This window comes from Burkholderia sp. BCC1972 (assembly GCF_905339605.1).
GTDB lineage: Bacteria > Pseudomonadota > Gammaproteobacteria > Burkholderiales > Burkholderiaceae > Burkholderia.
Genome location: NZ_CAJPGH010000030.1, coordinates 1 through 12,656 on the forward strand (window position 1 = coordinate 1; position 12,656 = coordinate 12,656).

Sequence of the window (12,656 nt, forward strand, 5' to 3'; positions counted from 1 at the left end):
AAGGGCTATGTTACCCTTCATTTCTGGGCTGGTTCGCCATTCGGCTGACTCGGGAGGCCATCGGGTGTCAGGTGCTTCCGCGGGCTCGCAGCTCCTACGACGAGACGGCGGACCATCGGCATAGGCGGGTCGCGCTGATGCGGGAACGTGGGCAACACCCAGTCAGAGCGCGCGCCCTAGGTAGTTTGGCTGTCGCTTGCAGCCGCGCACTAGAATCAATGACCGAAGTGGCACGTGATCAGGTGCTTGTACATGCGGACCTATCACAGTTACGGGTTCGCGATGTGTCCCACAATTCGATATCATCTGCGCCTGTGTGCATCGGACCCGAGCCGCCGGCTCGCAGACCGACCGATCCTTCCGACCCTATAAACGATAATGCCTTCCGATGTCGACTACATAGACGCCGCGCGCCGTCATTTGGCGGATGCGCACCTTTTGCGCGATAGCGGTCGATTGCCAAACGCTGGTCAGTTGTTTGGATTTGCAGTGGAATGCGGACTGAAAGCCGCTCTGATCGATACGCACGAAGCGTCGGTCGACGCGAACGGGATCATTGTTAGGCCGTTCAAGAAACATCCACCCGAACTAATCAATCTGGCGCTCCCACTGAACATGTCGCCGAACCCTCGGGCAGCTGCGGTGGTCGCGATGCTGCCGAGGCTCCGTACGATGTTGGATTGGAATGTCGATCATCGATATTGGGCGAGTCATGCGGCGCCGACAGCGTCACTGGATGCATGGGAAGAGACTGCGATTGAAATCGACCTGATGCTGGATCTACTGATTAGCGGAGCCATTTGAGATGCCTGCATTAACCTTTAATGACGCTGTCCGTCTGGCGGCCGCAACGGTGAACCACCCGGTTGTACGAGGTATCAAAGTTGTCGTCGTCCGCGATGTTGTCGGCCGGATTCGATTTGCTGTAGATGCACTTCGCCCGACGGAAGCCCCAGTGCGTGAGGCACCAGTTCAAGGGAAGCCTGGCGACGATTCGGAGCCGCGCGAGCTGCCGGTGGAAGCATTCAACGTATTGGCCGAGGCCGGGAATCGGCTAGGGCCCTACGCTGCTCATCCGCTGATCGTATTTCGGGACGACCTCGGTAACCCGCGGACGATCCTTGAAAACGAAGACATACACGAGGCGATCATTGACAGCGTCGGCCCCGATGCTGATGTTGCGCGCGAGTACACCGTTAATTTGTTGGATCGTCAGATTGTCGGACAGGATTGGCTGAACACGCAGGCACTAAGCGATAGGAGCACCCGCCCTCCGCGGGTGGTTTTCTACGGACTGAAGGGCGGTGTAGGTCGATCTACGGCTTTGGCGATGTTTGCCTATTCGCTCGCGCGTGAGGGCAAGCGTGTATTGCTCATCGATTTCGATCTGGAGTCGCCGGGACTTTCCGGGCTCTTGCTCCCGAAGGAGGGTAATCCATCAGCCTACGGGATTGTGGACTGGTTCGTGGAAGACGCGGTCAATCCAGAAGGGAATGACGTTATAGAGAATCTGGTCGTCTCGAGCCCGCTCTCGAAGCGAACGGACGGGGAAATTCGAGTCGCACCGGCGATATCTGCAAATGAGTCTGCATACCTTTCGAAGCTCGCCCGCGTTTACGTTGACGTGCCTGGAAAAAACGGTCCACAACGATTTGGCGATCGTGCAAAGCGCTTGGTAGAGGCCTTGGAAACGGCGGAGAAGCCGGACATTGTGCTGATCGATAGTCGTGCCGGATTACATGACCTAGCCGCTATCTCAATCTCGACGCTTGCGGACCTTTCGTTGCTGTTCGCGACTGATGGGCAGCAAACGTGGGAAGGATATCGACAACTCTTTCTGCATTGGAATCGTCGACCGATGGTGTTGCGCTACATTCGAGAGCGTCTCGCTTTTGTGCGGTCCATGTTGCCCGAGACTAATCAGGCGGAGGTGTTTGAGAGTTTTCGCAGTCGATCGTACGCATTGTTCAGTGACTACATGTACGACGAGATCAAACCAAAGGGGCAGGGGGACGATACGGTCGACGAGGCGGACAAATTCAACTTCCCGTTCGATGATGGCGACGCTCCACACCATCCTTTGACGATTCGTTGGAGTCTGCGACTCGTGGAGTTTGATCCCCTTCGCGATGAAGCTAATGGTGGAGTTGGTGACGCTGATATCGACTTTGCATTCAAGCCATTTGTGGATCGAGTGAAATCGCTTGTTTTCGAGGACTAGTGTGCTTACCGGGAAAAATATTACCGCTCTTCGACAGGCGATTGTTGAATCTTTGCCCCAGATAGACCAAGCTGGCGCGGACGTCCAGCAGGAACCTGGCTTTACATACGTCCCGCCGAGCCATGCCAGGGCGCTCGATATCGAAGCGTCTATCGTTATGGGAATGCGTGGATCGGGAAAGAGTTTTTGGTGGGCGGCCCTTTCATCGGATGCGCATCGCCGCTTTATCGCGCAAGCTTTTCCATCGGTACATCTTTCGACAAGGATTCGCGTTCTCAGGGGATTCGGTGACGCAGTTAGGTCTGCGGATGCGCCGGGGAAGGATGCACTCGCCCGGCTCATCCGAGAAGGGATCAAAGCACGGACGATTTGGCGTGCTGTTGTCGGGGCGCATTTGCAGTTCCCGAAGCCCTTCCCGTCTGGGACCCAAGCACTTTGGGCTGACCGCGCAACTTGGGTGGAGGAGAACCCGGAGGTCTTCGACCGGATGCTCGAAGCGAAAGATGATGAGTTGGCGCAGGCCAAAGAGAAGGCACTGGTCCTCTTCGATGCTTTAGACCGCCTTGGTGATTCTTGGGAAAACGTCCGTCCGTTAGCGCGAGGTCTGTTTCAGGTAGCGCAGGACATGCGGGGAACGCGCAACATTCGTCTGAAGCTCTTCGTCCGCCCCGATATGCTTGAGGATCGGGAGATCGTGGGGTTCCCCGATGCATCGAAATTGTTAGCCCGGAAGGCAGAGCTCGATTGGCGTCGGGTTGACTTGTACGCGCTATTTTTCCAATGTTTGGGCAACGCGGGCAACGCGGGCAACGCGGGCAACGCGGGCAACGCGGGCAACTCGGGCAACGGTGGAAAGGTGCTGCGAGAATTGACCCTTGAAGTGACTGGTGAGGTCTGGGAACGAGCAGGTGAGTTTTGGACTATGCCTGCTACATTGGCGAGCGACGAGTCGTTGCAAGAGTCGGTATTCGAAAGACTTGCTGGAAAGGCGATGTCCAATTCGCCAACTGGGTGGAAGCGCGGAAAGCCATACAAGTGGATAGCCAACCACCTGCAGGATGGACGCGGGCAAGTTAGCCCAAGAAGCTTTTGTGAAGCGTTACGTCGTGCCGCGGAGATGTCCCTCACGGACTTTACTAACCATCCACTGGCACTGCATTATCGGGCAATCCACTTTGGGGTTCAGGCGGCATCAGCGGTGCGCGTGAATGAACTTGTCGATGAGGACTATCCGTGGGTAGGTGTTTTGATGGAGCCGCTGAGAGGGCAAATTACCGTGCCCTGTGCACCGGATGACATCATCGATATTTGGCGACGCGAGAAGGTGGTGCAAAGGCTTGAAAGGTCCGTTGCTTCTTCTCACGGAAGTTCGACAGTGAAGTTGCCTCCGCAACATCTTGGAGACGGGGCGCGAGGGGTGCTCGTCGATTTGAAGGATCTCGGCCTGGTTGAAGAACTCCGCGATGAGCGAATTCAGATGCCTGACGTTTACCGCATCGCTTTTGGTCTCGGGAGACGCGGTGGTGTAAGACCACTGAAATAACCGGCGAGGCTGCCGATCGCGGGCGACTTTCTCTCCGCTAAAGTAGTTGATCGCGGATGGGTAGCTGCGCGTCGGCAGTCTGTGCGGCCTCGCGCCGGCTGGACTCTTGACATCAAACCTCCAACTATCGCCGCCTATGTCGGCTCACAAACGTGCTCGAAAACGGCGACTTCTTGCTGGCGATCAACGGAGATCATTTGCGAGCCCGGCGTCATCCACTCATGCGCTCATTCGTGGCCGTCGGGTTCTCGAGCGCAGCCGAGGTCTTCTTGTTAAAGCGCCCTTTACCACTGTTCGCCTTCTTAATATGCGAGACGACATTGCGATCTAGTTGTTGCCGTTCGAAGTTTCTGCTAACTCTAACCACAGATACTGCTAATGGGTAAACTCGTGGTAGCACCGTCAGAAAAGGCTGAGAGGATGTTACGTTCGTGTCTGCACGCGTTGCGGGAATGCAACAATGGGGGGTGTATGTGCGATGATTTTGCTAATGCGTCTTCAGGAGCTTGCAATGTCAGATGTGGCTCACGAGCGCCGTAATGAGGAAAGTCGCTCGTGACAAGAGCATGGCGTGCACGTAACCGATGACCAACAATTTGGGTGCGTGCGCAACAATATGCCTCTCGTCCAAAGAACGGGGGCGCGACTTTAATGCCTGTTTTTCAGGGTGGGGGAGGCTGTCGACATTGAGCCATGGTGCACGCCCATGTCGCGCTTCAACACCATCGTTTGGAATTCAGCGCACGTCGATGAAATACCTCGCCAGCGACCTGCCGCTGCTTACTTCCTCAGCTTGACGTTCGCCGCCCCGCATTAGCGGAATCACTGGACACGATTAGCGCACGAACGGACACAATTAGCAGTATCTACGAACTTCAACAGCTGCTCCCACCGATCTCCCCGACGACATTGAAGCGCTGAAGGCGATGGTCGCCAGCTTGCGCGAGCAGCTCTCGTCGCGCGCGATCGAGATCGAACATCTGAAGCTGACGATTGCCAAGCTGCGCCGGATGCAGTTCGGCCGAAAATCGGAGAAGCTGGATCGCCAGATCGAACAGCTTGAATTGCGGCTGGAAGACCTGCAGGCCGATGAAGGCTCGGCCGATATGGCCGCGGCTGCTGCAGTGAAACGGCCGAGTCGCGAAGGTGTCGGCTGCAAGCCGTTGCCCGATCACCTTGAGCGCGAAGAGCGCATCCATCTGCCCGCCGATGATGACTGCCCCGATTGCGGCGGGCAACTCAAACCGCCGGGCGAAGACGTCGCGGAACAGCTCGAATACGTCCGGGCGCACTTCCGCGTGATTCGCCACCGCCGTCCGAAGCTGGCCTGCGCATGCTGCGATCGCATCGTGCAGGCCGCGGCACCGAGTCGACCGATCGATCGTGGCATCCCGGGCCCAGCGCTGCTCGCGCACATCGCCGTGTCGAAGTTCGCGTACCACATCCCGCTGCATCGCCAGGCAGTCATGTACGCGCGCGACGGCGTCGAGATTGATCCGGATGCGATGGGGTATTGGATGGGAAGCATCACAGCGTTGCTCGCACCGCTGGTCGACACCGTGCGCCGCTACGCGCTGGCCGGCGGCGAGGTTCATGCTGACGACACGCCGTTGCCAGTGCTGTAAGCACTCGACCAGCACCGTAGCGTAGATCGTTGACGACGGGAGCGCGATGCTATCGGATAGGCTCGACGCGGGCAGTAGAGGGCAACGACGACGCCACGTTCCACGGTAACAACTCGTCGATGCGGTTGATCGGATGGTCAGCGACGCGCTCAAGCACGTAGGCGAGATACGCCTCGGGATCGATGCCGTTCAAGCGCGCCGTGCCAATCAGGCTATACATCGCGGCGGCACGTTCGCCACCGGAGTCGGCGCCGGCGAACAAGTAATTCCGTCTGTTATGCCGATCTCGGCATAACAGACGTTATGTCCGGTCCACGATTATGCCGAGGCCTGAGCGAGGGAGTGTTGTCTCGCGGCATCACCAACGCACCAACAACCCGATCATGGTCGGCCAGAACTGAGCATAATAATCGGTGGTTTCATGGTATTCCGCAAACCTGACGCGGGAGATCACCATGTCCACCGACGCATGCTTGGCGCACCTTGCTCGCCGAGATTGGCTGTTGAACGGCCCACTGAGCGACTTCATCACTTCATACATTGAGACCCTGCAGAACCGACGCTATGCAAGGGGTACCATCGGGGCCTATCTTCGCTGCCTCGCACATTTCAGCTACTGGATGATGTCTGAGCGGTTGGCTGTCACGAGCATTGACCACGCGCTTATCGAACGCTTCATTCGACTTCACTTCCCCACCTGCAGCTGTCCGGCACCGTGCCGGTCTGTCGTATCGGAGACGCGGGCGGCGCTCCATCATCTGCTTGCGCTGTTGCCCAATGCGGGCGCGACGACCACTAAAACGATGAGCCCGATGGCCGTCGAGCTCCAGCGTTTCCACGATCATTTGCAGAACACCTGTGGCTTGACATCGTCGACATGCACCTACCGTGTGCGACATCTGGAGGCATTCTTTACCAGTCGCTTCGAGGGCAACGTTCCCAGTATTGAACGGCTGACTACTGGAGATATCGACTCATTCCTGCACGACCTTGCAGCCCACTGGAAACCCAGTTCGCGTGGTGTCATTTGCACGAGCCTGCGCAGCTATTTACGCTTTCGTGCGATGCGAGGTGACGATACCCGGATACTCGCAGCGACACTACCAGCTATTGCAAACTGGCCGCGTCGGAGTCCTCCGAAGGTGCTCTCGGACGTTCAGCTCGGACATTTCCTGCAAGCGTTCGACGTCAGCAATCCAGTTGGTCTACGAGACTACGCCATCGCCAGCTGCATACTCGATCTCGGCCTGCGGGGAGATGAAGCCGCTCACTTGACGCTGGACTGCGTGGATTGGCGAAACGGGATTGTGACGCTTCATCGCACCAAGAGCCAGCGCGCGCAACATCTGCCCCTGCCGGTACAGACCGGCGAAGCCCTTACTCGTTATCTTCGGGAAGGTCGTCCCCGAACCGATAGTCGCGCCATATTCGTGCGCCACCGTGCGCCCTTTGGTGTCCCCCTCAGCGTAGCGGCCATCCGTAATGCAATGAATCGTGCGTTTACACGCAGCGGCCTGGCGGATCAGTTCTGCAGTACGCATGTGCTTCGGCGTTCGACAGCGACGCGGCTGCAGAAGGCCGGCGTGTCGCTCAAAGAGATCGCGGACCTGCTGCGACATCGGAGTTTGAACACAGCCAGGGTGTACGCGCGTGTCGATTTGGAAGGCTTGCGCAGCGTCGCACTGCCGTGGCCAGGGAGCACATCATGAGCGCCACTATAACCTGGACGGCTCGCGTGGCCGCATATCTTGCCTATCGCCGCAGCTTTGGCTTCGAGCTAACAATCGATGGCCGACAGCTTGAATCGTTTGCCCGCTTCGCCGATCAATGCGGCGCGGAGACGTTCACTCTGGAACTCGCAGCTGAATGGGCGCGGGCGTCGAAGCGTCCAAACCGGATCAGTTGGGCACGGCGCATAGAGGTGCTGCGCAGCTTTGCCAGATTCTGCTTGCGCACGGACGCGGAAACGATCATACCCCCGCGGAATCTCTTCGGCCCCGGACACCGACGGCTTGTGCCACATATCTATACCGATGTAGAACTGCGAACCCTCCTGGTAGAGACTGACCGCCTTGGGCCGCCCGGAAGCTTACGTCCGGCCACTTACCGCACGCTGTTCGGGTTACTGGCGGCAACCGGACTGCGTATCTCCGAAGCGCTGGCACTGACCCGAGCCGATGTGGATCTCGAGGTTGGAGTACTTGATATCCGCGACGCCAAGTGTCATCAGCGTCGTTTCGTTCCCTTGCATGCGAGCGTCCCGCCACATTTGCAGGCATACGCGGAATTACGTGACAGCCTCGTCTTGCGTCCCGGCTCCGATCACTTCTTCGTGCGCGACGACGGTCGACCTGTTGATCGGCGGAGGGTACTGTATGCGCTGCATTCGCTTTGCAGACAGCTTGGCTGGAAGCCTCGTGGAGATTACGTTCATCACCGGCTACACGATCTGCGCCATACCTTTATCGTACGAAGCGCGTTGCGCTTCCATCAACAGGAAGAGGACATCGCGCGGTGTCTATCGGCCTTATCGATTTATGTGGGCCACGCGAAGGTAGTCGATACGTACTGGTACTTCACAGGCATCCCGGAACTGATGGCCGTCGCTGGCGAGCGTTTCCACCGCTATGCCGAAGGAGCATCGACATGAACCCGCTGCTCGCCGAACCAACTGAGTTCGCGGCATTGCTTCAGCGCTTCTTTGCCGAGCGCATGCTTCAACAGCAGGCCGCCAGTCCGAGAACGGTAGCTGCTTACCGGGATGCCTTCCGGCTGGTGCTGGCCTATGCCGAGCGCGAACTCGGAAAGCCACCGGCCAAACTGACGCTCGGCGACTTCGACGCGGAGCTGATTCTCGGCTTCCTCGCGCATGTAGAAATTGCACGGCACAACACCGTACGGACCCGAAATGCGAGGCTCGCGGCAATACGGGCCTTCGCGCGATACGTCGCCACCCAATGCCCTCCGGCGCTGTTACTCGCCCAGCAGATTCTCGCGATTCCGATGAAACGCTTCGACAAACCATTGCTCGGGTTCCTGTCCAGAAACGAAGTTCAGGCGCTCGTCGATGCACCCGAGTCAACGACATGGTACGGCCGCCGGGATCGGGTGCTTCTCAAGATGCTCTACAACACCGGCGCTCGTGTTTCTGAGCTGATCGGCATACACGTCGACGACCTGGAACTCGACATCACACCATCGGTACGCCTGCACGGCAAGGGGCGGAAGCAGCGAACCGTACCACTGTGGAAGGAAACTGCCGTCGAGATTCGCCGCTGGATCGAATTCGCCGGCTTGCAAGAGATTCAACCTCTGCTGCCTAACCGCTGGGGAAAGCCGATGACCCGATCGAACGTAGCCGAACGAATCGCACGGGCTGTAAGCACTGCAACGGCCCAATGTGCTTCGCTGCGCGGACGGACGATCTCACCACATACGCTGCGCCATACGACAGCGATGCACTTGTTGCAGTCCGGGGTTGACCTCACGGTCATTGCGCTTTGGCTCGGGCACGAGAGTCCGATAACGACCCACGGCTACATTGAAGCTGATCTGGCCATGAAGGAGCGTGCCCTGGCCGCAATCACGCCGCCCAATACCCGAGGCACTCGTTACCACCCGACGGACGCGCTGCTGAAGTTTCTGCAAGCGCTTTGATTATGTGTAGTTGAAAGGGGCGAGTCGCCCTGACAGCGGGGGCTCGCCACGATCACTCAACATAATCGTAGACCGGACATAACGTCTGTTATGCCGATCTCGGCATAAGCGCCGGAATTACTTGTTCGCCGGCGCCGACTCCAGTGGCGAACGTGCCGCCGCGATGTATAGCCTGATCGGCACGGCACGCCTGAATGGCCTCGATCCCGAGGCGTATCTCGCCTACGTGCTCGAGCGCATTGCTGACCATCCGATCAACCGCATCGACGAACTGCTGCCGTGGAACGTGGCTCTGTCGCTGCCGTCTACTGCTCACGTCGTGCCCATCCGATAGCATCGCGACTCCCCGTCGTCGACGACCTACGCTACGGTGCTGATCGAGTGCTTACTATTTGCGAGGATCAATTTTCAAAGATCTCCATCAATGCGGAGTCGGCCTAGATGGGATAACGATCGGAAATAACGCGAATAACGTCGATACATCGAGTATCTGTGTTGGGGAACAAATCCATCGCATTCTGCGATCGGAGTCACAGGGCGGTCGCTGAGCGGCCCGAAAATCCACCGGACGTTCTCGATGGCATGCGGACTTTGCACACGGCGGCGGATATTGACCGCCAGGCGTCCCGCTTGTTCGACTATGTGCCCGGTAATCCTGAACAGCGATCAAGCCACGTCTGCAGTGGTCGTGACGGATTCGCGTTTCGGCTTCGTGTGATTTCCAGCGTCAATCGCGCAATATCAATGGTGCAGAAGGTGCCGACGTCGGCATCTGAAGAGGGGTAAAAAATGGAAGCAGGAAAGCGTGTAGTGGTTGTCAGCTTCGACGGTCTTCGCCCCGATCTGATTTCTTGTCGCCTGACGCCGAACCTGCATCGCATGCAGCGAATGGGCATCACCTTGTCGAATCATTGTACGATTTACCCGAGTGAGACCCGTACAGGCTTTCCCAGTTTCGTCACTGGCGCGCCGACCGGAGCACACGGAATGGTGGGCAACGCGTATCTAGACCGCGCCGTTATCCCACAGCGTTACATCAATACGTCGGATGCCGTGCTCGTCCGACGACTCGACGTGCAGAGCAGGGGCCACCTGATGGGCGTGCCGGCGCTTGGTGAAATATTGGCCGCTGGTGGCCGCAGCCTTGCAGTGCTTTCCACCAACTATGCGGGTACGACCGGCCTGTTTCACCACAAGGCTGAAGACTTCGGCGATATCCGCCTGTCGGGCTATTTCCGTGAGGCGTGCACGCCGGCCGACGTACTGGAAGCAGTGGAGGCGCGTATCGGGCCGCTGGCGGCGATCCCGTCTGAACATGAACCCGACAGGGCCGGACAGCACTGGATCACGTCGGCGTTTCTCGACGTGGTCTGGCCAGACCATCGGCCCGACGTGACGATACTTTCCTACGGCGAGCCAGATAATGCATCCCACTATCACGGCACGGCGGCCGCTGCGACGCAGGACATTATTGCATATTGCGACCACGAGTTTGGCCGTGTCCTAGACTGGTGGGAATCTGAAGGCCGTGCCGCCGGTGTCGCGCTTTTGGCCATTTCCGACCATGGCCATATCACTGGCCATACCCGTGTTTCGGTAATCGACAGTCTGCGGAATGCGGGTTTCAAGCCCGGCGCCGCGCCTGCCTCTGATGTCGATGTCGTGGTTGTTCCGGGACAGGTCGGTGCACTGTATCTCGCCGACCCGAGCGACATGCAGGTTTCCCGCGCTGTGGCCGCGATTACCGGCGAGCCGTGGTGCGGCCCCGTCTTCACGCGCGGGAAGGACAATAAGTTCGGGATCGCGCCCGGCAGCCTCGGTCGACATCTCGTCCTTGCCGATCATGCGCGTGCGCCGGATGTGTCGTTTTCCTTCCGCGCGAATGACGATGTCGATGCATTCGGCCTTGTCGGCGGAGCGTTCTTCGCCGGCAACGGCGTTCCGGGACGAGGCGTTCACGGCGGCCTGCATCGAAACGAAATGGCGGCTGTCGGCGTGGTAGCCGGGACGGCGTTCGCTGCCGAGGGAATGGTGTCAACGTTGCCTACGGGCATTTGCGATTTCGCGCCCACCATTCTGCATCTGCTCGGGATGGCGTCACCCGCCGGCATGACGGGCCGCGTGCTTCATGAGGTCCTGGCATTCCAGAACATTCCGGCCCCGGATGTCCGGCATGAAGCAATCGAAGCCCAGCTTGGCGATTACAGGCAGCGTCTGTACCGCGTCCATGTCGGAAACACCGTGTATGTCGAAAGCGGCACCGCGGAAGGATCGAGCGGCTGACCCGGACGGCGGGGCGCGCGCCGGCAACCGGCACATCACGAAGGTGTCGGCGAATTTGCCAATCGCCCCGGAAATCGGTTAACCAACGAGTCATTGGGTCAGTCTGATAAACCCATTCTAATTACATAGTAATACTAATTATCAATGGAGAATGCATGAAGAAAATCGCGGTTTCCACCATGTCGGCCGGTATCGCGCTGCTCGGCACACAGGCGCAGGCGCAGTCAACCGTGACGCTTTACGGTGTCGTTGACACCAGCGTGATGTATATCCATAACAGCGGAGGGCGCCCGACACAGTTGTCGCTGGTCAGCGGCGCGGAGTCCGGGTCGCGTTTCGGCCTGAAGGGCGGCGAGGATCTCGGCGGCGGCCTGAAAGTCGTCTTCCGGCTCGAGAACGGCTTCAATGCGGCGAGCGGCAAACTGGGGCAGGGCGGGCGCATGTTCGGCCGGCAGGCCTACGTCGGATTGGCGGCGAACAGCTGGGGCACCGTGACGCTGGGCCGCCAGCTGGATCCGCTGGTCGATCTCGTGCAATCCGTTCAAGGGAACAACGGGCTCGGCGGCTTCTTCAGTACGCCGGGGGACATCGATAATGCCGATAACAACGCGCGATTCAACAATTCGGTGAAGTGGGCGAGCCCGAACTGGTCGGGCCTGCAGTTCGTCACCATGTACTCGTTCGGCGGTGTTGCTGGCTCGGTGGGTTCAGGCCAGATGTACAGCGGCGCAGCCTCGTACAGCAACGGCGCGCTGTCTCTCGCTGCCGGCTATCTGCATATCGACAACGGCAATGCGTCGTTGTCGGCGCGCGGCACGACGTCATCCGATTCACTATTTAATAGTTCGGTGAACAACGCATACGTGTCGTCGCGGTCGATCGACATCACACGTGCGGGCGGCAGCTACGCGCTGGGAAGTGTTACGTTGGGGGGCTACTACAGCTTTTCGCAATACAACCCGGACGCGAGTTCGGCATTCGCGAAAGCCGAGAAATACCACAACGGCGAAGTGTATGCGCTGTGGCACGTGACGCCCGCATTGCAGACGCAGATCGGGTTCGACTACCTGAAGTCGTATGGCGATTCGTCGGCTCGGCAGAACCAGTTTTCCGTCGGCGTGGACTATCTGCTGAGCAAGCGCACGGATGTCTATGGCGTTGCGGCCTATGCGCATGCAAGCGGGCAAAACGGCAAAGGCGCCGCGCAGGCCGTGATCGGCTCGAACAATGTCGATTCGGGTTCGAGCAAGCAGGCGCTGGTGGTAGTCGGCCTGCGTCACCGGTTCTGACCGGCATTCGCGAAGCAGGGAAGGACAGTCCGACGTCG

Annotated in this window: 8 protein-coding genes and 3 pseudogenes; 10 read left to right on the plus strand and 1 reads right to left on the minus strand. The window is 58.8% G+C overall.

The window, feature by feature from the left end:
• Positions 1-378 precede the first annotated feature (378 nt).
• The 4 genes and pseudogenes from U5798_RS31080 to U5798_RS31095 all read left to right on the plus strand — a co-directional run.
• A complete protein-coding gene (locus tag U5798_RS31080; RefSeq protein ID WP_322084219.1) occupies positions 379-804 on the plus strand; it encodes a hypothetical protein in 426 nt (141 codons plus the stop codon).
• 1 nt (position 805) lies between these two features.
• Positions 806-2,221 carry a ParA family protein gene (locus U5798_RS31085; RefSeq protein ID WP_322084220.1) on the plus strand — a complete coding sequence of 472 codons (1,416 nt, stop codon included), beginning with the start codon at positions 806-808 and terminating at the stop codon, positions 2,219-2,221.
• Position 2,222: 1 nt separating this feature from the next.
• Complete coding sequence (locus U5798_RS31090; RefSeq protein ID WP_322084221.1) at positions 2,223-3,764, plus strand: hypothetical protein; 1,542 nt, start codon at positions 2,223-2,225, stop codon at positions 3,762-3,764.
• Positions 3,765-4,690: 926 nt separating this feature from the next.
• A pseudogene (locus U5798_RS31095) lies at positions 4,691-5,386 on the plus strand (IS66 family transposase); the annotation flags it as partial.
• Positions 5,387-5,438: 52 nt separating this feature from the next.
• On the opposite strand, the pseudogene U5798_RS31100 reads toward U5798_RS31095, so the two are convergent.
• A pseudogene (locus U5798_RS31100) lies at positions 5,439-5,663 on the minus strand (transposase domain-containing protein); the annotation flags it as partial.
• A 181-nt stretch (positions 5,664-5,844) separates the two neighbouring features.
• On the opposite strand from U5798_RS31100, the gene U5798_RS31105 reads away from it, so the two are divergent.
• The 6 genes and pseudogenes from U5798_RS31105 (at position 5,845) to U5798_RS31130 (ending at position 12,618) form a co-directional block, all read left to right on the plus strand.
• On the plus strand, positions 5,845-7,098 hold the full coding sequence (locus tag U5798_RS31105) for a site-specific integrase (RefSeq protein WP_322084222.1): 1,254 nt from the start codon (positions 5,845-5,847) through the stop codon (positions 7,096-7,098).
• Positions 7,095-8,039: a tyrosine-type recombinase/integrase gene (locus U5798_RS31110; protein WP_322084223.1), complete on the plus strand. Its 945-nt coding sequence runs from the start codon at positions 7,095-7,097 to the stop codon at positions 8,037-8,039. The genes U5798_RS31105 and U5798_RS31110 overlap by 4 nt, the downstream gene beginning before the upstream one ends.
• Positions 8,036-9,046, plus strand: coding sequence for a site-specific integrase (locus tag U5798_RS31115; protein ID WP_322084224.1), 1,011 nt, complete (start codon positions 8,036-8,038; stop codon positions 9,044-9,046). The genes U5798_RS31110 and U5798_RS31115 overlap by 4 nt, the downstream gene beginning before the upstream one ends.
• Before the next feature lie 109 nt (positions 9,047-9,155).
• Positions 9,156-9,380, plus strand: a pseudogene (locus tag U5798_RS31120) (transposase domain-containing protein); the annotation flags it as partial.
• A 455-nt stretch (positions 9,381-9,835) separates the two neighbouring features.
• Entirely contained in the window at positions 9,836-11,329 is a 1,494-nt protein-coding gene (locus tag U5798_RS31125) for an alkaline phosphatase family protein (RefSeq protein WP_322084225.1), read from the plus strand.
• A gap of 155 nt (positions 11,330-11,484) precedes the next feature.
• Positions 11,485-12,618, plus strand: a complete 1,134-nt coding sequence (locus U5798_RS31130; RefSeq protein WP_193093094.1) for a porin — start codon at positions 11,485-11,487, stop codon at positions 12,616-12,618.
• Positions 12,619-12,656: the final 38 nt, after the last annotated feature.